Below are 20,320 nucleotides of genomic sequence, written 5' to 3'. Positions count from 1 at the left end.
CCCAACACATTATGAGTATTAAACACTTTTTGCAATTTAATGACCTGACGCGCGACGAGATTGAACATATCTTTGCGCGTGCCAAATGGATTAAATCGCAGTTTAAAGACTACAAGCAATACTGGCCGCTGGTTGACCGCACGCTGGTCATGATCTTTGAAAAAGCCAGTACGCGTACACGCTTGTCATTCGAGGCCGGTATGCAGCAATTGGGCGGCTCAGCGATTTACCTCAATACGCGTGACTCACAATTGGGTCGCGGTGAGCCGGTAGAGGATGCAGCACAAGTGATTTCGCGTATGAGCGACATCGTTATGATTCGTACTTTTGAGCAAAGCATCATTGAACGCTTTGCGCAAAACTCGCGCGTGCCCGTCGTCAATGGCCTGACCAATGAATACCACCCGTGCCAGATACTGGCTGATATTTTTACTTTTATCGAGCATCGTGGTTCGATACAAGGTAAAACCGTGGCCTGGATTGGTGACAGTAATAACGTCTGCAATACCTGGTTGCAAGCGGCAGAAGTACTCGATTTTAATGTACATGTCTCTACGCCGCCGGGCTATGAAGTCGAGCCTGAGCGCGCCAATCTGTATGGCACCTCGCACTTTGAGTCTTTTGCTGATCCGATGGAAGCGGCACGTGATGCAGATTTAGTGACCACTGACGTGTGGACATCGATGGGTTTTGAAGCCGAAAACGAAGAGCGCCGTAAAGATTTTGCTGACTGGCAAGTCGATGAAGACATGATGAAAGTGGCTAAGGCCGATGCTGTGTTTATGCACTGCCTGCCAGCGCACCGCGGCGAAGAAGTGTCTGCTGAAGTGATTGATGGCAAGCAAAGCGTGGTGTGGGATGAGGCGGAGAACCGCTTGCACACGCAAAAAGCATTGATGGAATATTTGTTGTTAGGAAAAGTGGCTTGATTTCACAAGCCTGATGAATTCAGTTTGGGATAATTTTAGATGAGCGATATTAAAAAAGCGGTGTTGGCTTATTCCGGTGGTCTGGACACCTCCGTGATTTTGAAGTGGTTACAAGATACCTATCAATGTGAAGTGGTGACGTTCACCGCTGATCTCGGTCAAGGCGAAGAGCTGGAACCGGCACGTGAAAAAGCCAAGAAGTTTGGCGTGAGCGAGATTTATATCGACGACTTGCGTGAAGAGTTTGTGCGTGACTTTGTGTTCCCGATGTTCCGTGCCAATACGGTGTACGAAGGCGAGTACCTGCTGGGTACCTCCATTGCACGCCCACTGATTGCCAAGCGCCTGATTGAAATTGCCAATGAAACCAAAGCCGATGCCATTTCGCATGGGGCGACCGGTAAAGGCAACGACCAGGTCCGTTTTGAGTTAGGTGCTTATGCGCTCAACCCGAATATCCAGATTATTGCGCCATGGCGTGAGTGGGATTTGTTGTCCCGTGAAAAACTGCTGGCTTATGCCGAAAAACACGGCATTCCAGTCGAGATGAAACATAAGCAAGGTGGTAGCCCATACTCCATGGATGCCAACTTGTTGCATATCTCTTATGAAGGCCGTCACCTGGAAGATCCTTCCGCTGAAGCTGAAGAAGATATGTGGCGCTGGACTGTGTCACCGGAAAAGGCACCTGATGCTGCCGAGTACCTGGATATTGAGTTCAAAAATGGTGATATCGTGGCCCTGAATGGCAAAGCCATGAAGGCACACGAGATTCTGGCCGAATTAAACCGTATTGGCGGTAAGCACGGCGTGGGTCGTCTGGACCTGGTGGAAAACCGCTATGTGGGCATGAAGTCGCGTGGTTGCTACGAAACGCCTGGCGGTACCATTATCCTCAAGGCACACCGTGCGATTGAAAGCATCACATTGGACCGCGAAGTGGCGCATTTGAAAGATGACTTGATGCCACGTTACGCCAGCCTGATCTACAACGGTTACTGGTGGAGCCCTGAGCGTGTGGCCTTGCAAACGCTGATCGACCATACACAGGCGACCGTGAATGGCTGGGTGCGTGTCAAGCTCTACAAAGGGAATGTGATTGTGGTGGGCCGTGACAGCAAGACAGACTCCTTGTTTGATTCAACCATTGCCACGTTTGAAGATGACAAAGGTGCTTATGACCAGCGCGATGCAGGTGGCTTTATCAAGTTGAATGCCTTGCGTATGCGTATTGCAGCGAACCTGCACAACCGTAAAAAATAATTTTTATGGCCAGTCGACGCGTCATTGCCTATGACTCCACGCTACGTGATGGCGCGCAAGCGCAGGGCGTCTCCTTTTCGGTTGAGGATAAGCTTAAGGTCGTACAACGCCTGGACCAATTGGGCATAGGCTATATTGAAGCGGGAAACCCGGGTTCTAATCCTAAAGACCTGGAATTCTTTGCACGCGTCGGCGAATTGCATTTGCAGCATGCCAAAATTATTGCATTTGGCAGCACGCGCCGTATTGGTATCTCGGCCGCTGAAGATAAAAACTTGCAGTCGCTGCTGTCTGCCAACACGCAAGCGGTGGCCATTTTTGGCAAGAGCTGGGACTACCAGGTCACCGATATCCTGCGCACCACCTTGCAGGAAAACCTGGCGATGATCAGCGACACCATCGCCTATTTAAAAGTGCAGGGCAAAGAGGTGGTGTTCGATGCCGAGCATTTTTATGACGGTTACAAGGCCAACGCTGACTACGCCATGCAGACGCTGCAAGCCGCGGTAGAGGCGGGTGCGGATGTGCTGGCTTTGTGCGATACAAACGGCGGCACTTTCCCGAACGAAGTGTTTGCGATCACAGAGACCGTGGTGAAGCGTTTCCCGTCCGTTCAAATCGGTATTCATTGCCATAACGATTGCGAAATGGCCGTAGCAAACTCAGTGGCCGCCGTGCAGGCAGGCGCAGTACAGGTGCAAGGCACCATCAATGGCATTGGTGAGCGTTGTGGCAATGCCAACCTGGTATCGATTATCCCGAATGTACAACTCAAGCTGGGCTTGGAGTGTGTGTCACCGGCGCAATTGTCTGAGTTGACTGCGGCGGCGCGTTTTGTCAGTGAAGTGGCCAATGTGGCATTTAACGATAAAGCGCCGTATGTGGGTCATGATGCCTTTGCACACAAGGGCGGCATGCATATTGATGCGGTGAATAAAAACCCTAAATCTTACGAGCATATTAATCCCGGGACGGTCGGCAATGAGCGCCATATCCTGGTGTCTGAGGTGGCAGGGCGCGGCGCGATTTTGCGCAAATTGCAACAAATAGATCCTGCCTTGACCAAAGAGTCTGACGCTGCAGTCAATATCCTGGAGCATCTCAAAGCGCTGGAGCACGAAGGCTACCAGTTTGAAAATGCCGAAAGCTCTTTTGATTTGCTGATGCAAAAATTGCTGGGCAAGTTTGAGCCTTTTTTCAGCTTGCAACATTACAAAGTGAATATTTACGAGCCTTCGGAAGATGGTTTGAACTCGTCTGTCAGCATCCATTTGAGCGTCAAAGGCAAGGATGCGGCAGCTACTGCGCAAGGTGATGGTCCGGTCAATGCGCTGGATAAAGCCATGCGTAAGGCGCTGGAGCCATTCTATCCGGCTATCAAGGACATCAAGCTGGTGGATTACAAAGTGCGCGTGCTGGACTCTAACCTGGCGACTGCGGCCAAGGTGAGGGTGTTGATTGAGTCTACCGATCAGCAAACCACCTGGGCCACCATGGGCGTTTCTTCTGACATTATTCAGGCCTCGTGGCTGGCGCTGAAAGATGCCATTGAGTATAAACTGATCCGCGTTTAATCTGCGCGCCAGTTAAAATGCCACCGTTGACCACATAAACAGCACATTACCATTGCCCTTTGTGCCAGGCACATAGGTGGCGTTGAGAATCACTTTATCGTATCCCATGGCTGCAATCGGCAGCAGCACAGGCAGCGGCTTGTAGTTGTAATCACTTCTGGCTGTGAACCCGGCCGTTAATCCCACGCCGGCATTTAAGCCACTGGCCTGGCCGACCAGATTTTTGACATGTCCATAACCGACAATGGGTTCCCAGTCGTCATGTGAGTCTTTAAATGCCATCATATAGTAACCATCCCAGTTGCTATCAGCATCGCGGTATGACTTGCCGATGCCCAGCCCCCACGGACGCTCATTAAAAGAGTCGATCTTCTCTTTCGAGTACATGCTTCTGTTGTGATAAGTCACCAGCGGGACATATAAGTCGGTTTGATCGGATTTTTGCCATACCTCAGTCAGGTGGTTTTTAAGTTGTCCAAACCAGGTATTGGGTGTTTCTGTATTTGTTGGCTCCGTAGTTGCCGACTCTGTCATGGCCGTTTCCGCATGCGCGTGGAGGCTGAGTGCGCCGATCAAGATAAGTGCATATATTTTCATAACGTTTCAGGTAATTTAGTGTTTTGTTAACATTTTCTCACAAATCGGCCGTGCTGGTTGGTTGCAAAAGCACCAGTTTGAGTTGTTCTTGTTCTACGGGTTTAAGGGTCACTTGTTGAAAGTGAATCAACCCGTGCACGGGGTGTTGAAACTCGCGTTGCCCGCCTTGTCTTTCCAGCACATCATGTTGTTTCCAGAATTGCGTAAACTCAACGCTGGCGGTACTTAATTCACTGACCAGTTGCTTGACCTCAGGTTCCTCTAATCGTGAACGGCAATCTGCGCGGAACTCAGCCACCAGGCGGCGTGCGCGCATCTCCCAATTGACGACAAACTGCCGGGCTTGCGGACTGGCAAACACAAAGCGCAGCAGGTTAGGGCGCTGAGTTGCTGGCCAGGAGATGTCTAACAAGCCGGTAAATAAGGCTTGCGCTGGTTGGTTCCAGGCCAAGATATCCCAGGTGCGGCCCATCACATAGGCGGGAATCTGCATCTGCTCCAGCATTGCAACCAGTGTTTCCGGGGCAGTGTCAACTTCGTTCTGATGTGCTTGTGGGTCACGCCTATCGGCCATGTCGAACAAATAGCTGCGTTCAGACTTGCTGAGTTTGAGTGCAGTAGCCAGCCTGTCCAGCGCTTCGGCCGACACATTGACGTCGCGTGCCTGCTCTATCCAGGTGTACCAGGTCGCACTGATGCTGGCCAGCTGTGCGACTTCTTCGCGGCGTAAACCTTGTGTACGGCGGCGTGAGCCAGAAGGGAATCCGAACTCTTCCGGGGTGCCGCGCTGACGCATGGCTTGCAGAAATTCTGCTAGCTCCTGCCTTCTCGTATCCATTTGATTTGTTTATCCTATTAGTCTTAATACTAGTATAAACTATATTCTTGTAAGGGTATTAAAACTTAGGTATTCTGCGCGAGTTTTATCAATATTTGCGTGGTAAGAAAGGAACTGTCATGGCAGGCAAAACGCTGTACGACAAATTGTGGGAATCGCATGTGGTGCATGAAGAATCTGATGGCACCTGTTTGATTTATATCGACCGTCACCTGGTACACGAAGTCACCAGCCCGCAGGCGTTTGAAGGCTTGCGCATGGCTGGCCGCAAGCCATGGCGTAACTCCAGTATTGTGGCGAACCCTGACCACAATACGCCGACCAAGGACTGGGATAAAGGCATTGAAGACCCGATCTCGCGTCTGCAGGTAGAAACCCTGGACAACAACATCAAAGAGTTTGGCGCTTTGGTGTATTTCCCGTTTAAAAACAAAGACCAGGGCATTATCCACGTTATCGGGCCTGAAAATGGTACAACCTTGCCTGGCATGACTGTGGTCTGTGGCGATAGCCACACCTCTACCCATGGTGCTTTCGGTGCCCTGGCGCATGGTATTGGTACCTCAGAAGTAGAACACGTGTTGGCGACACAAACACTGGTGGCCAAGAAATCCAAAAGCATGCTGGTGCGTGTTGATGGTCAATTAGGCAAAGGTGTGACCGCGAAGGACGTGGCACTGGCCATTATTGGCAAAATCGGGACTGCTGGTGGTACTGGCTATGCGATTGAATTTGGTGGCGAAGTGATCCGTGGCTTGTCCATGGAAGGCCGTATGACGCTGTGTAACATGGCGATTGAAGCCGGTGCACGCGCAGGCCTGGTTGCGCCAGACGAAAAAACAGCTGCTTACCTGGAAGGCCGCCTGCATGCGCCTAAAGGCGACAATTGGACCAAGGCCGTGGCTTACTGGAGCACACTGAAGTCTGAGGCTGATGCACAGTTTGATACCGTGGTGACCTTGAATGGTGCTGAGATTGCGCCACAAGTCACCTGGGGCACTTCACCAGAACAAGTGTTACCGATTGGCTCGACGGTGCCTGATCCAGCGCAAGAGGCTGATGCCACCAAGCGCACCAGTATCGAAAACGCCCTCAAGTATATGGGCCTGACTGCCAATACGCCGATTGACCAGATTCAGCTGGATAAGATTTTTATTGGCTCATGCACCAATTCACGTATTGAAGATTTGCGTGCTGCGGCTGGGGTTGCTAAAGGCAAAAAAGTCGCCAGCAATATCAAGCTGGCCATGGTGGTGCCAGGCTCTGGCCAGGTCAAACGCCAGGCCGAAGCCGAAGGCTTGGACAAGATCTTTATTGAAGCCGGTTTTGAATGGCGTGAACCAGGCTGCTCTATGTGCCTGGCCATGAATTCAGACAGACTGAGTCCAGGTGAGCGCTGTGCTTCAACCTCCAATCGTAACTTTGAAGGCCGTCAGGGCCCGGGTGGCCGTACGCACCTAGTGAGCCCGGAAATGGCTGCTGCCGCTGCGATTGCCGGTCACTTTGTGGACGTGCGTAGCGCATAAGAGGAGAACACTATGAAAGCATTTACTACTTTAAATGGCCTGGTTTGCCCGCTTGACCGCGCTAACGTCGATACCGACGCCATTATTCCAAAGCAGTTTTTAAAGTCGATCAAGCGTTCCGGCTTTGGCCCTTATCTGTTTGATGAGTGGCGTTACACCAACTATGGTGAGCCAGGCATGGATTGCAGCACACGCCCATTGAACAAAGACTTCGTGCTCAACCAGCCACGTTACCAAGGGGCGCAAGTGTTGCTGGCGCGCGATAACTTTGGTTGCGGGTCCTCCCGTGAACACGCACCTTGGGCGATTGAAGACCAAGGCTTCCGTGTGATCATTGCGCCTAGCTTTGCCGATATTTTCTTTAATAACTGCTATAAAAACGGTATTTTGCCGATTGTAGCCTCAGCTGAGCAAGTGGATAGCCTGTTCAAAGAGTGCCAGGCGAATGAAGGCTACACACTGAATGTTGATTTGGAGGCACAAACAGTGACTACGCCTTCTGGCCAGTCATTCAGTTTTGAAATCACACCTACCCGTAAGCACAACCTGCTCAACGGCCTGGATGAGATCGGCCTGACTTTGCAGCATGCAGATAAAATCCATACTTTTGAAGAAAAGCACAAACAAAGCCAGCCCTGGTTATTTGCTTAATGGAACGTGTCCTCTCACATTAAAGAGGGCACATCAAAACATAAAAGGAATTTTTAAATGGCATTAAATATCGCTGTATTGCCCGGTGATGGCATCGGTCCGGAAATTATCGCGCAAGCTTTGCGCGTGCTCGAAGTATTGAAAAAAGAAGGTCTGGACATGACCTTTACTGAAGCGCCACTGGGCGGCCAGGCGTATGATCAATACGGTCATCCATATCCTGAGTTTACGCAGGATATCTGTCGCAAAGCTGATGCCGTATTATTAGGCGCAGTTGGCGGCCCGCAGTACGATACTCTGGATCGCCCTTTGCGTCCTGAGCGTGGCTTGCTGGCGATTCGTAAGGATTTGGGGTTGTTCGCTAACTTGCGTCCAGCCGTATTGTTCCCCGAGCTGGCAAATGCCTCAACCTTGAAACCAGAAGTGGTGGCAGGCCTGGATATCATGATCGTGCGTGAATTGACGGGTGACGTGTATTTTGGCCAGCCACGTGGCATGCGTACTAACGAGCAGGGCGTACGCGAAGGCTTTAATACCATGATTTACAGCGAGCCTGAAGTGCGTCGTATTGCGCATGTGGCATTTGAAATTGCCATGAAACGTGGCAAGAAGCTGTGTTCCGTAGACAAGGCCAACGTGCTGGAAACCACAGAGTTCTGGAAAGAAATCGTCATTGATGTGGCGAAAGAGTATCCGGAAGTGGAACTGAGCCATATGTATGTCGACAATGCCGCCATGCAGTTGATCCGCAACCCAAAACAATTTGACGTGATGGTGACCGGTAATATCTTCGGCGACATCTTGTCTGACGAAGCTTCCATGTTGACCGGCTCTATCGGCATGCTGGCATCTGCCTCATTGAATGAAAGCAAAAAAGGCCTGTACGAGCCATCACACGGCTCTGCACCAGATATCGCTGGTAAAAATCTGGCGAACCCGATTGCGACCATTTTGTCGGCTGCCATGATGTTGCGTTACAGCTTTGATAACGAAGCAGCGGCAACCCGCATTGAAAACGCAGTCAAAAAGGTATTGGCTGCTGGCTACCGCACGGGTGACATCTATGAAGAGGGCACTAAGCGTGTATCCTGTTCCGAGATGGGTGACCAGATCGTCGCCGCCATGTAACACTGGCTGCGCGGGCGGATGACTGTGCATGCCGTCCGCTTGGTTTTAAGATATAGTCGTAACTATGATTGTAGTAACTGGAATTAATTAGGAATTTAAAATGGCGCAATTTGATAATGTCAGCGTAAAAAAGAAAGCCAACGTTTATTTCGATGGCAAATGTGTCAGCCACACCGTATTGTTCCCTAATGGTACGCGCTGTACCGTGGGCGTGATTTTCCCGAGCACTCTGACGTTTAACACCGGCTCACCTGAGCTGATGGAAATTAATGACGGCGTGTGCAAAGTTCGCCAAAAAGACGAAGAGAACTGGACCACTTATAAAGGTGGCGAGAAGTTTACGGTGCCTGGTAACTCCAGTTTTGATATTGAGGTTGTAGAAACAGTAGACTACGTCTGCCACTTCGAATAAGACCAACCGAACTTGCTTGCTTGAGCGGTGTTATACGCCCTTGTCGTACTTAATGTACTGCCTGCGGGTGTATGCCTTGCTCAAGCTGCGCAATTTCTAGTTGGTGTAGGAGAGAATATATATGCCAAGCTTTGATATTACGTCTGAAGTCGATATGGTGAACTTGAAGAACTCGATTGATGCTGCCAGCAAGCAGATCACCAATCGTTATGACTTCAAGGGCACGTCGGCCAAAATTGATTTCAACGAAAAAGACAAAGTCATCACCTTGTTTGGTGATAACGATTTCCAGCTGGATCAGGTGAAAGATATTCTGTTGCCATCCATGGAAAAGAAAGAGCCCGAGTCTTCCAAACGTCTGGAACACAAGGATGTGCAGAAGGTCTCTGGTAATAAGGTGAAGCAGGATTTGCGTGTGCAGGATGGCATTGATAGCGACCTGGCCAAAAAAATCACCAAGCTCATTAAAGATAGCGGTATGAAGGTGCAGGCGACGATTCAGGGCGACACTGTGCGTGTGAATGGCGCCAAGCGCGATGTGCTGCAAGAGGCGATAGCGTTTGTGAAAAAAAGTATTACCGATTTTCCTTTAAAATTCGGTAATTTCAGAGATTAGTCATTGGGAGAACAAGATGGCGAAGTGGGTGACATTAGTATTGACGGTGTTGGTGTTGGCAGGTTGCAACACCATTAATGGTATGGGTAAAGACATTGAACAAGCGGGTGAAGCTGTTCAGAAATCTTCCAAATAATCAATTTTAATGCCGGGTATACCGGCTGAAATATCGAGTCACTATGTTAAAAGTAGGGTTTGTAGGCTGGCGTGGCATGGTTGGGTCCGTGCTGATGCAGCGCATGATGCAGGAAAATGATTTTGCGGATATCGAGCCGCAGTTTTTCACCACCTCGCAAACAGGTGGCGCTGCGCCTCAGGTGGGCAAGGATTCTCCTGCGCTGAAAGATGCCAAAAATATTGATGCATTGCGTCAGATGGATGTCATTGTCACCTGCCAGGGTGGTGATTACACCAGCGAAGTGTTTCCGCAATTGCGTGCAACAGGCTGGAACGGCCACTGGATTGATGCGGCCTCTACCTTGCGCATGGAGCAAGACTCCGTGATCATTTTGGATCCGGTGAACATGCATGTGATTAAGGACGCCTTGGCCAATGGCGGCAAGAACTGGATAGGCGGCAACTGTACTGTGTCATTGATGCTTATGGCGCTCAATGGTTTGTTTAAAGCTGACCTCGTTGAGTGGGCAACCTCTATGACTTACCAGGCCGCTTCAGGCGCAGGCGCGCAGAATATGCGTGAGTTGATTAGCCAGATGGGCGTGATCAATGCTTCTGTCGCTGGTTTGTTGGCGGATCCGGCTTCTGCGATTTTGCAGATTGATAAAACCGTTGCGGATACCATCCGTAGCGATGATTTACCACAATCCAATTTTGGCGTGCCACTGGCTGGCAGCCTGATCCCATGGATTGATAAAGACCTGGGTAATGGCCAAAGCAAGGAAGAGTGGAAGGGCGGCGTTGAGACCAACAAGATTTTAGGCCGTGAAGCGAATCCGATCGTGATTGATGGACTGTGTGTGCGTATCGGCGCCATGCGCTGTCATTCACAGGCGCTGACCATCAAGCTGCGCAAGGATGTGCCTTTAGACGAAATCAACCAAATGTTGGCCGAAGCCAACGAGTGGGCCAAAGTGGTACCTAACGAGCGTGAAATCAGTATGCGCGAGCTCACACCGGCAGCGATTACCGGCACATTGACGACCCCGGTTGGTCGTTTGCGTAAGTTGGCCATGGGCGGTGAATACCTGTCGGCCTTTACTGTTGGTGACCAGTTGTTGTGGGGAGCCGCAGAGCCTTTGCGCCGTATGTTGAGAGTTTTGGTCGAAGCTTAAGTATTTGATTAAATAGCGGCCCGTAAAGCCATGATTTATTAATGAAATCATGGTCTTTTCGGGCTTTTGCTTTTTATATAATCCTGTTTAATGGTTACTATAGCTTCAAAACGGTGTATTTATTGCTCACAAGCCGCCTGGGCGCGCTTGCGTGGCTGTCTGAATGATGCTATTTTGACAAACGCCATGAATGAATAAGGGTTAATCGGTGAGTAAATTTCAATTAAAAAAAATAGCCTTTGCCTTGAGTTTGAGTACTGCCCTTTCGGCGCATGCCGCTGGTTTGGGGGGCATGGTTTCAAGCTCAAAACTGGGGGAACCGCTCAATGCGGAAATTGAGTTGCTGGCGGTCACGCCAAGTGAGCTCAATAGCATCCAGGCAGCATTGGCGAGCGAGCAGGTCTATCAGGACCAGATGCTGGAAAAGCCTGCCTCTTATCCCTTTATCAAGATTGAAGTGGCTAATAACATCAAAGGTCAGCCCATCCTCAAGCTGACCAGCTCCCAGCCAATTACCGAAGCCTTCCTGGATATGCTGATCCAGGTCGATTGGCCGACTGGCCGACTGGTTAAAGAATACACCCTGTTGCTGGATCCGCCTGGGTTTAACTCTAATTATGTATCCGAGTCTGCTGGTTTGCCAGTCAATGGTCAGGCAGCGCCTGCGCCAAGTGCACCTCCAGCAGCAGTGGTGCCCGAACCTAGCCAGGCTGTGGTACCAGAGGCCAGGAAGCCTGCATCATCCAGACCAACTGCTGCAAAGCCTGCGACTAAACCAGCGGTTGCCGAAGAAACAAACGCAGAAAATGCATTGACCACTGAGCGTGGGGATACCCTTTATGCCATTGCCAGGCAAATGAAACCTGATAATGTCAGCGTTGAACAAATGCTTGCTGCGCTCTACCAGACAAATCAGCAGGCGTTTGATGGTAAAAACATGAACCGCCTCAAGGTCGGCAAGATTATGCGTATGCCAGACCAGGCAACCCTGGATAGCATTAGCCGCCCACAGGCGAAAAGCCTGATCGCGGAACATGCGACCAACTGGCAAGCCTATAAAAATTCACTGGCTAAAGTCGTCCAGGAAAGCGCAGCCAGCCAAAGTGGTGGCAATACACAGCAATCCGCAGGCAAGATTGGTGCCGCAGGGGCGAAACCCTCGCCGCAAGCCAAGCCAGGGAAAGATGTATTGAAACTGTCGGCTGGTGATGAGAAGTCAACAACGCAAGCTGATAAGTCAGCAGCCAAAACATCCGCAACCGCAGCGCAAGAAGATGCGACTGCCAAGGCAAATGCCATCAAAGAAGAACAGTCTCGTGCAGCCGCGCTTGAAAAACAAGTCGCGGACATGAAGAAGCTGATGGAAATGAAGAACAATGCGATGGCGCAGGCAGAGAAGAATGCTGCGCAAGCCGCTGCCGAGCCTAAAGCCGAAGCAAAAGTTGAGTCTGCGCCTGCAGTAGAAAAACCTGTTGAGGCTGCTCCTGCTGAAGCCGCTAAGGTGCCGCCTGCACCAGTGGCTGCAGAGAAGCCTGCGGCAGAACCAGCCAAGCCGGTGGCACCTGTTGAAGAACCTGCCGCAGATGTGCCTGTGCAGCAGCCTTCCTTTATGCATGTGTTGTTTGAGCGCCTGAAAAATATCAGCCCGGTGTTGCCACTGGCGCTGATTGCTTTGCCGGTGCTGCTGTGTGTCTGGGCATTGATCCGTATCCGCCGCAAAAAACAGATTGATACGTTTGAAGATGCGATTGTGACCTCGCCAGCGACCGAAATGCAAAATAACACTGTGTTCGGTGATACGCAGGCTGCGGCTTCTGGCGACACCTCCTTTTTGACCGACTTCTCGCAGAGTGGTGTCGGTGGCATGATCGATTCGCATGATGTGGATCCGATTGCTGAGGCTGAGGTATACATGGCGTATGGCCGTGATGCCCAAGCTGAGGAAATCCTCAAAGATGCGATTCAAAAAGATCCTGAGCGTCAGGAACTCAAGGTGAAGTTGCTGGAAATTTATCAGACCACCGGTAATAAGGTTGCGTTTGAGTCGCTGGCTGGTGAGGTGTATGCCAAAGCTGGTCCGGCAGATGCGACCTGGTCAAAAGTCAGTGCCATGGGGCAAAAGCTGGATCCGGACAATACGCTTTACCAAGGCGCGCCAGTCGCTGCCAATGAGATTGCGACTGCAACCGAATTGCCAGTGACAGAAACGCAGAGTGAAGAGGATGCCTATCACTTTAACTTTGAAGCGCCGGCATTGGAGTTTGATGGTGCGTCTGAAGCGGTGGCAGCGGCGAGTAGTGAGCCAGTAGTGTCTACTGAAAGCTCAGTGCGTACCGCCACAGAAGAAATCACAATTGAATCCAGTGCGGACGTGTCGCCTGTGATCAGCGATACTGATACATTGCAGATAGATACCCCAGTGGCGGAGTCAACGCTGCCAGAGGTGGGTGACGCCAGCCTTGCATTCTCCGCAGAGCCAGTGAGCGATGCGGATGCCTTGCGTTTTGAGGTGGAGCCAGCCTCTGTGGTAGAGCCTGATTCCGTGGAAGATCAGGGCAGTGATGCTTTAAATGGGGATGCTGATCTTGCATTGACACCTAAAGCATTAGATTTGCCATCGCTGAACCTGGATGAGGGCGCGCAAGGGGTAGATGTTGCCGGCAACAAGCCATTGTCAACAACGACCGGTGAGCAAACTTTATCCAGCGAGGATGCTGTGTTTGAGTCATTGCCTGAGTTGTCACTGGAGTTGGGTGGCCCGAATGATGCGATTGGTGAACAAGCGGCAGATGATGCGCTGGAAATCGAAGAAATCAGCCTGGGCTCTGCTGACAAGGCATTGAATGAAGCACCAGCCGTAGAAGCGGCGGCCGATAATGTTGCTTTCCCTGAAATCTCCCTGGATATGGCCGATAGTGCCTCAGTCAGTACCGAGGCGATAACAGATGAGCCGGAAGAGGTGAATACCAAACTCGACCTGATTCAGGCCTATATCGACATGGAAGACCTAGTCGGTGCCAAGGAGTTGATTGATGAGGTCATCGCAGAAGGCGGCGAGCGTCAGCGGCAACGAGCCAGTGAATTATTGGCAAAATTAGCATAAATCAAGGCCGGGTTCCCGGCCTTGTTCATTTCAACTGTCCCTCGTTGGCAGTGTGGTCTGATTTGGCGTAATGACAGACAGCCCTTATACTAGGCGCCATGAAAATTGCGATTGGCATTGAATATCACGGCGCCTATTTTCAAGGGTGGCAAAGTCAGCCAAATGCCGCAGGCGTACAGGATGCTATTGAGCATGCCATTAAGCAGGTGGGTGGCGAAGCAGTTCGCTTGCATGCTGCTGGCCGTACAGATTCAGGCGTGCATGCATTGATGCAAGTGGCACATTTTGAAACTTCAGTTGTCAGACCATTGAGTGCCTGGGTGCGTGGCACCAATGCGCACCTGCCTGCCTGGGTGCGTATCTTGTGGGCCACTGAAGTAGCTGCAGACTTTCATGCGCGGTTTAGTGCGCGTGCGCGTAGTTATCAATATGTGTTGCACAATCATGCTGTGGCGCCCGCCAGTCAACACGGGCGAGTAGGTTGGTACCATAGGCCACTGGATATCGCCTTAATGCAACAAGCCATGCCTGGCTTGATTGGCGAGCATGATTTCAGCGCTTTTCGTGCCAGTGAATGCCAGGCCAGTACGCCGATACGGACGATGCATCGCGCTGACATCGCGCAACATGGGCGATATATCATTTTCAGTTTCAAGGCCAACGCCTTTTTACAGCACCAGATTCGCAATATGGTGGGCGCCTTAGTGTATGTCGGCCAGGGCAAGTTAAGTCCGGCTGCATTTACTGACTTGTTGCAATATAAAGACAGGCGTCTGTCACCGCCCACGTTTATGCCGGATGGATTGTATTTTACCGGTGTAGAGTACGACGACAGCTGGCAATTACCAGTGTGTGAGGCGCACTGGAGTTGAAGAGAGTAATTAATCATATGACAAGAACCAGGGTAAAAATTTGCGGGATCACCCGCCTGGAAGATGCGCTGACAGCGATTGCCGCAGGTGCGGATGCGTTGGGCTTTGTGTTTTATGCGCCTAGCCCACGCGCGGTCACGGCGGCGCAAGCCCAGGCAATCATGGCAGCGCTCCCGCCCTTTGTAAGCAAAGTCGGCCTGTTTGTGAATGCATCGGTTGAAGATGTGCAGCAAGTGATCGCAAGTACAGCGCTGGATTGTTTGCAGTTTCATGGTGATGAGTCGGCAGACTATTGCGCACAATTTAATCTGCCATATTACAAAGCAATCCGCGTCAAACCAGGGGTAAATTTGGTACAATGCGAGCTTGATTTTGCGTCAGCGTCAGCCTTGCTGCTAGATACTTACTCTGAAAAAGCAGTGGGTGGGACCGGCGAGGCATTTGACTGGTCGCTGATCCCTGCCGATTTGCAAAAGCCGGTGATATTGGCCGGTGGTTTGAATCCGGAAAATGTTGCACAAGCCACGCATCAGGTACGCCCTTATGCGCTGGATGTGAGTGGCGGGGTGGAAGCACAAAAGGGGATTAAGTCCCCGCAAAAGATAGCTGCATTCATGCAGCAGGTGGTGCAGTGTGATGCTGCACGTCATGGGCGGTTAGAGTAACAAACGAGATACGGAGTAACGCATGCAAATGTATGACATGCCAGATGAGCGCGGTCATTTTGGCCCTTTTGGTGGCGTTTTTGTCGCAGAAACCCTGGTGGAAGCCCTGGAAGAACTGCGGGTGATGTATGAGAAATATCGTCACGATCCTGAGTTCCTGGCTGAATTTGCTTATGACCTAAAGCACTTCGTTGGCCGTCCCAGCCCGATTTATCATGCTAAACGCCTGTCTGACAAAGTCGGTGGCGCACAAATTTATCTCAAGCGTGAGGATTTAAATCACACTGGGGCGCACAAAATCAATAACACGATTGGCCAGGCATTACTGGCCAAACGCATGGGTAAGCCACGCGTGATTGCGGAAACCGGGGCTGGGCAACATGGCGTAGCGACCGCGACGATTGCTGCCCGCCTGGGCCTGGAGTGCGTGGTCTATATGGGAGCCGAGGATGTCAAGCGTCAGGCACCAAATGTGTTCCGCATGAAGTTGCTGGGGGCGACCGTGGTGCCTGTTGAGAGCGGCTCAAAAACCCTGAAAGACGCATTGAATGAAGCCATGCGCGACTGGGTGACCAATATCTCCAATACGTTCTACATTATCGGTACTGTGGCCGGTCCACATCCTTATCCAATGATGGTGCGCGATTTCCAGGCAGTGATTGGTATCGAAGCGAAAGATCAAATGCAGGAAATGATCGGCCGCCAGCCAGATGCCATCGTTGCCTGTGTCGGCGGCGGCTCCAATGCCATGGGCATTTTCTACCCATACATCGACGTTGAGGGTGTGCGCCTGATTGGGGTTGAGGCGGGCGGTCACGGCTTGAGCACTGGCCAGCATGCGGCCCCTTTAACCGCAAATAGCCCGATTGGCGTACTGCACGGCAACCGTACTTACCTGATGCAAGATGAAGATGGCAATATCATTGAAACGCACTCTATTTCTGCAGGCCTGGATTACCCAGGCGTGGGCCCTGAGCATGCCTGGTTAAAAGACATCAAGCGCGCGGAATATGTGGCAATCACGGATGAAGAAGCCATGACGGCCTTCCATAACCTTTGCCGTACTGAAGGCATTATCCCGGCGATGGAGTCCAGTCACGCTCTGGCGCATGCGGAAAAACTGGCTAAAACCATGTCTCCGGACCAAGTCGTGCTGGTGAATCTCTCTGGCCGTGGTGATAAAGATATTAACACCGTGGCACGGTTGGCGAATATTACTCTGTGACCTTGGCTAGCATGACTGTTCTTGTCGACTTTATACGCACAGTCATGCCTTGCAAATCCACTGGCATTATTTGAATTAATTAAAAAAGCATTCTTATGTCCCGCATTCAATCTGTATTCGCCACACTCAAGACGCAAGGTAAAAAGGCACTGATTCCCTACATTACAGCCGGTGATCCGCATCCTGACCATACTGTGCCTTTGTTGCACGCCTTGGTAGAAGCCGGTGCCGACATGATTGAACTCGGTGTGCCGTTTTCTGACCCGATGGCGGATGGTCCGGTAATTCAGCGCGCCAGTGAGCGTGCGCTGGTACACAAAATGGGCCTGCGCAAAGTACTTGGCATGGTTAAAGAGTTTCGCGCAACCAACCAAACCACACCTATCGTACTGATGGGCTATGCCAACCCCATTGAAGCCATGGGCAGTACCCAGTTTGTTGCCTTGGCGAAAGAGGCTGGGGTCGATGGCGTGCTGACTGTGGATTATCCACCTGAGGAGTGCGAAAGCTTTAACCAGGAGCTGGCCAGCGCCGATATCGACAGTATTTTTCTGTTGTCCCCGACCACCGAGCCTTCACGTACCGAGTTGATCGTGAAGCAGGCAACAGGCTTCCTGTACTATGTGTCGCTCAAAGGCGTGACAGGTGCGGCTAACCTGGATATTGTCGAGGTCAAAAAGCGCGTGGCAGAGATACGTCAACAAACCAGCTTGCCGATTGGCGTTGGCTTTGGCGTGAAGGATGCAGCTACAGCGCGTGAAGTGGCGGCGATTGCGGATGCTGTTGTGGTCGGTAGCCGCATGGTGCTGGCGATTGAAAGCGCTGACGCCGCTAACTTGATTGCCAATGTGCAGGCATTAACCAAAGAATTACGTACTGCGATTGACTTTGTATAGGACTGTTTATTCATGTCTTCAGAATATCGCAATATAAAAGCAGGAGAAACTATGAGCTGGTTAGACAAGATTCCACAAAAAATTAAACGGGCTGTTGGCTCAGTACAAAAGCGTAACGTGCCAGAAGGCCTGTGGCATAAATGTGATGCCTGCCAGACGGTACTTTACCGTACTGACCTGGATGCCAACCTGGAAGTGTGCCCACAGTGCGGCCACCATCATCGCCTTGGTGCGCGTGACCGCCTGAATGTGCTGCTGGATGCAGAAGGCCGCGTTGAAATTGGCGCCGATGTCACGCCAGTAGATGCATTGAAATTTAAAGACAGCAAAACTTACGCCGAGCGCATGAAGTCTGCCCAGCGTGACGTCAAGGAGAAAGATGCGCTAATTGTGATGCGCGGCGCGATTGAAGGAGTGCCGGTCGTGGCGGCCGTGTTTGAATTCAAGTTTATGGGCGGTTCCATGGGCTCCGTGGTGGGCGAGCGCTTTGTACGCGGTGTACAAGACGCCATCCAGCACAAAGCTGCATTTATCTGTATTTCTGCCAGCGGTGGTGCTCGTATGCAAGAAGGCTTGCTGTCATTGATGCAAATGGCTAAAACCAGTGCTGCGTTGACCAAGCTGTCTGAAGCGGGCCTGCCATATGTCTCTGTGTTGACGGATCCGACCATGGGTGGGGTATCTGCCAGCTTTGCCATGCTGGGTGATGTGATTGTGGCTGAGCCAAATGCCTTGATCGGTTTTGCCGGTCCTCGCGTGATTGAGCAAACCGTACGCGAAACTTTGCCTGAAGGCTTCCAGCGTGCAGAGTTTCTGCTGACGCACGGTGCCATTGATATGATTATTGACCGTCGTGAAATGCGCGCCAAGCTGAGCCAGTTGTTGTCCAATTTCCTGCATATTACCAAAGCTGCCTGATGCCGCCTGTGATACCCGAGCTTCCCCAAACCGTTGAGGATTGGCTCGGCTACATTGAATCCCTACACCCCAAATCCATCGAGATGGGCTTGGGCAGGGTGCAAACAGTGGCAGCACGTCTGCAGCTACAATTTCCGTTTACCGTGATCACCGTTGGCGGCACCAATGGCAAAGGGTCTACTTGTGCCATGCTGGAGCGTATCTATAGCACTGCCGGTTACCAGGTCGGATGTTACACATCTCCCCATTTGGTGCACTATCAGGAGCGTGTTCGCTTCAATGCCAATGTGATTGCCGATGCCATGCTCTGTGACGCCTTTGCTGCCGTGGAGCAAGCGCGTGGTGATATCACGCTGACCTATTTTGAAATGGGCACGTTGGCGGCGTTGTGGGCATTTGAACAGCAGCCGCTGGATGTCGTTATTCTCGAAGTTGGCTTGGGCGGCCGCCTGGATGCGGTGAATATTGTAGATGCCGATTGTGCCATCGTGACCAATGTCGATCTCGACCATATGGAGTTTCTTGGCGATACCCGTGAGTTAATCGGCCACGAAAAAGCCGGTATTTACCGCCAGCCACAGATTGCCATTTGCGGTGACGTGGCTCCGCCAGCCTCCTTGCTGGCCTATGCTGAATCACTGGGCGTCAAGTTAAACCGTTTTGGCGTGGACTACCAGATGGATGTTTCCGATGCGCAACACGCGCACTACCGGGATAGCCTGGGGCGGCTGGATATCGGCACCTTGCGCCTGTTCGGCCATTACCAGTGGAATAATGCCGCCAGCGTCATCTTTGCCGTACGTGCCTTACAGGCAACATTGCCAGTCACGGAAGATCAGCTATTGCAGGCATTAACCGGGACAGAAGTCACAGGCCGCTTTCAATATATACAGCAAGCGCCTGATCTGATACTGGATGTCGCGCATAACCCACATGCCGCACGTGCACTGCGCGATAATTTGCAACGCCTGAGTGCCGATGGCGGCCAGGTGGTTGCCGTCTTCTCCATGCTGTCTGATAAAGATATTGCCAGTGTGGTGGATATCCTGCACCCCGTGATTGATACCTGGCATATTGCCCCTATCCAGCATCCGCGAGCAGCAGAGCTTGATTATTTGCATACCTGTTTAAGCCAGAAAGTGCCGCAGACACATATTCACCTGCATGCAGATTTGCCAACCGCATTGCGGACAGCTTATAAAAAAGCAGCAAAAAATGATAAAATTATTGTGTTCGGCTCATTCTTCACTGTAGCTGCGATACTGGAATTAACGCCTGATCAATGGGCTGCGTAATTGCGCTCCTGGCGTATACATAGAACTGAGTGAGAACTTCAAAACATTATGGCGAGAGATGCTTTGACAGACAACGAACTGTTGCTCAAGAAAACGGCCCGCAGACGGTTGGTAGGTGCGATCACGCTGGTGGTGCTGATGTTAATCATATTGCCCTTCGTGCTCAAGGACAGAGTAGTCGAATCCAGCCACGATAACGTAGAAATTACAGTCGTCAACCGCCAGGCTAACCGCGAGCCTATTCTTGAATTGCCTGACGATGAAGTGGTGTTGGACAATGAGGCCGCCCCGGCTGCCAACACCCCAGAAACCAACGCCCAGGAAGTGCCTGAGGCTAACATTGAAGAGGCTACTGCTTCTGCCCCCGCAGCCCCTGCCGCACCGCAAAAATTGGCCAAGGCAGAGCCAGCCAAACCTGTTATCGCACCAACCCCGGTGAAACCAGTTGAACCCAAAGTTGAACCCAAAGTTGAACCCAAAGTTGAACCCAAAGTTGAACCCAAAGTTGAACCCAAAGTTG

General features: G+C 51.4%; 19 protein-coding genes and 1 pseudogene. 18 read left to right on the top strand and 2 right to left on the bottom strand.

Annotation, left to right across the window (positions count from 1 at the left end; genetic code table 11):
- Positions 1-11: 11 nt before the first annotated feature.
- Genes argF through cimA form a run of 3 tightly spaced genes read left to right on the top strand, consistent with a single transcriptional unit; the run spans position 12 to position 3,766 of the window.
- The gene (gene argF / locus ACIDE9_RS10560; protein ID WP_019882457.1) at positions 12-929 is read left to right on the top strand and encodes an ornithine carbamoyltransferase; all 918 of its coding nucleotides are present in this window, start codon (positions 12-14) and stop codon (positions 927-929) included.
- 39 nt (positions 930-968) lie between these two features.
- A complete protein-coding gene (locus ACIDE9_RS10555) occupies positions 969-2,192 on the top strand; it encodes an argininosuccinate synthase (protein ID WP_194754362.1) in 1,224 nt (407 codons plus the stop codon).
- A gap of 5 nt (positions 2,193-2,197) precedes the next feature.
- A complete protein-coding gene (gene cimA / locus ACIDE9_RS10550) occupies positions 2,198-3,766 on the top strand; it encodes a citramalate synthase (RefSeq protein WP_411994697.1) in 1,569 nt (522 codons plus the stop codon).
- 12 nt (positions 3,767-3,778) lie between these two features.
- On the opposite strand, the gene pagP is transcribed toward cimA, so the two are convergent.
- Together pagP and ACIDE9_RS10540 are read right to left on the bottom strand one after the other, a co-directional pair.
- Positions 3,779-4,300 (bottom strand): lipid IV(A) palmitoyltransferase PagP, encoded by a 522-nt coding sequence (gene pagP, locus ACIDE9_RS10545; RefSeq protein ID WP_411994695.1) that lies wholly within the window; start codon positions 4,298-4,300, stop codon positions 3,779-3,781.
- Positions 4,301-4,400: 100 nt separating this feature from the next.
- Positions 4,401-5,201, bottom strand: a complete 801-nt coding sequence (locus tag ACIDE9_RS10540) for a helix-turn-helix transcriptional regulator (protein ID WP_411994693.1) — start codon at positions 5,199-5,201, stop codon at positions 4,401-4,403.
- Positions 5,202-5,320: 119 nt separating this feature from the next.
- Between ACIDE9_RS10540 and leuC the strand changes: the two genes are divergently transcribed.
- The 15 genes and pseudogenes from leuC to ACIDE9_RS10465 all read left to right on the top strand — a co-directional run.
- Positions 5,321-6,727, top strand: a complete 1,407-nt coding sequence (leuC, locus tag ACIDE9_RS10535) for a 3-isopropylmalate dehydratase large subunit (protein ID WP_411994691.1) — start codon at positions 5,321-5,323, stop codon at positions 6,725-6,727.
- 12 nt (positions 6,728-6,739) lie between these two features.
- Entirely contained in the window at positions 6,740-7,378 is a 639-nt protein-coding gene (leuD, locus tag ACIDE9_RS10530; protein WP_411994689.1) for a 3-isopropylmalate dehydratase small subunit, read from the top strand.
- 57 nt (positions 7,379-7,435) lie between these two features.
- On the top strand, positions 7,436-8,506 hold the full coding sequence (gene leuB / locus ACIDE9_RS10525) for a 3-isopropylmalate dehydrogenase (RefSeq protein ID WP_194754368.1): 1,071 nt from the start codon (positions 7,436-7,438) through the stop codon (positions 8,504-8,506).
- A gap of 100 nt (positions 8,507-8,606) precedes the next feature.
- Positions 8,607-8,918: a pyrimidine/purine nucleoside phosphorylase gene (locus ACIDE9_RS10520; RefSeq protein ID WP_194754369.1), complete on the top strand. Its 312-nt coding sequence runs from the start codon at positions 8,607-8,609 to the stop codon at positions 8,916-8,918.
- A 121-nt stretch (positions 8,919-9,039) separates the two neighbouring features.
- Positions 9,040-9,534 carry a YajQ family cyclic di-GMP-binding protein gene (locus ACIDE9_RS10515; protein WP_194742057.1) on the top strand — a complete coding sequence of 165 codons (495 nt, stop codon included), beginning with the start codon at positions 9,040-9,042 and terminating at the stop codon, positions 9,532-9,534.
- Positions 9,535-9,550: 16 nt separating this feature from the next.
- On the top strand, positions 9,551-9,670 hold the full coding sequence (locus tag ACIDE9_RS10510; protein ID WP_194742056.1) for an entericidin A/B family lipoprotein: 120 nt from the start codon (positions 9,551-9,553) through the stop codon (positions 9,668-9,670).
- 43 nt (positions 9,671-9,713) lie between these two features.
- On the top strand, positions 9,714-10,826 hold the full coding sequence (asd, locus tag ACIDE9_RS10505) for an aspartate-semialdehyde dehydrogenase (RefSeq protein ID WP_411994686.1): 1,113 nt from the start codon (positions 9,714-9,716) through the stop codon (positions 10,824-10,826).
- A gap of 208 nt (positions 10,827-11,034) precedes the next feature.
- On the top strand, positions 11,035-13,929 hold the full coding sequence (locus ACIDE9_RS10500; protein WP_411994684.1) for a FimV/HubP family polar landmark protein: 2,895 nt from the start codon (positions 11,035-11,037) through the stop codon (positions 13,927-13,929).
- A gap of 98 nt (positions 13,930-14,027) precedes the next feature.
- A complete protein-coding gene (truA, locus tag ACIDE9_RS10495) occupies positions 14,028-14,801 on the top strand; it encodes a tRNA pseudouridine(38-40) synthase TruA (RefSeq protein WP_411994682.1) in 774 nt (257 codons plus the stop codon).
- A 17-nt stretch (positions 14,802-14,818) separates the two neighbouring features.
- Positions 14,819-15,466: a phosphoribosylanthranilate isomerase gene (locus ACIDE9_RS10490; RefSeq protein WP_411994680.1), complete on the top strand. Its 648-nt coding sequence runs from the start codon at positions 14,819-14,821 to the stop codon at positions 15,464-15,466.
- A 22-nt stretch (positions 15,467-15,488) separates the two neighbouring features.
- Positions 15,489-16,691 (top strand): tryptophan synthase subunit beta, encoded by a 1,203-nt coding sequence (gene trpB / locus ACIDE9_RS10485; RefSeq protein WP_194754374.1) that lies wholly within the window; start codon positions 15,489-15,491, stop codon positions 16,689-16,691.
- A gap of 95 nt (positions 16,692-16,786) precedes the next feature.
- Positions 16,787-17,587, top strand: a complete 801-nt coding sequence (gene trpA / locus ACIDE9_RS10480) for a tryptophan synthase subunit alpha (RefSeq protein ID WP_411994679.1) — start codon at positions 16,787-16,789, stop codon at positions 17,585-17,587.
- Between the two features lie 51 nt (positions 17,588-17,638).
- The gene (gene accD, locus ACIDE9_RS10475) at positions 17,639-18,505 is read left to right on the top strand and encodes an acetyl-CoA carboxylase, carboxyltransferase subunit beta (protein WP_194742049.1); all 867 of its coding nucleotides are present in this window, start codon (positions 17,639-17,641) and stop codon (positions 18,503-18,505) included.
- The gene (folC, locus tag ACIDE9_RS10470) at positions 18,505-19,800 is read left to right on the top strand and encodes a bifunctional tetrahydrofolate synthase/dihydrofolate synthase (protein ID WP_411994677.1); all 1,296 of its coding nucleotides are present in this window, start codon (positions 18,505-18,507) and stop codon (positions 19,798-19,800) included. Before accD ends, folC begins: the two co-directional genes overlap by 1 nt.
- Positions 19,801-19,863: 63 nt before the next feature.
- Positions 19,864-20,320: pseudogene (locus ACIDE9_RS10465) on the top strand (SPOR domain-containing protein); the annotation flags it as partial.

The sequence above is a fragment of the Methylophilus sp. 'Pure River' genome, assembly GCF_046765995.1.
Lineage (GTDB): Bacteria > Pseudomonadota > Gammaproteobacteria > Burkholderiales > Methylophilaceae > Methylophilus.
Note: the sequence above shows the minus strand (reverse complement) of the source record. Positions and strands in the feature narration are given on the sequence as shown.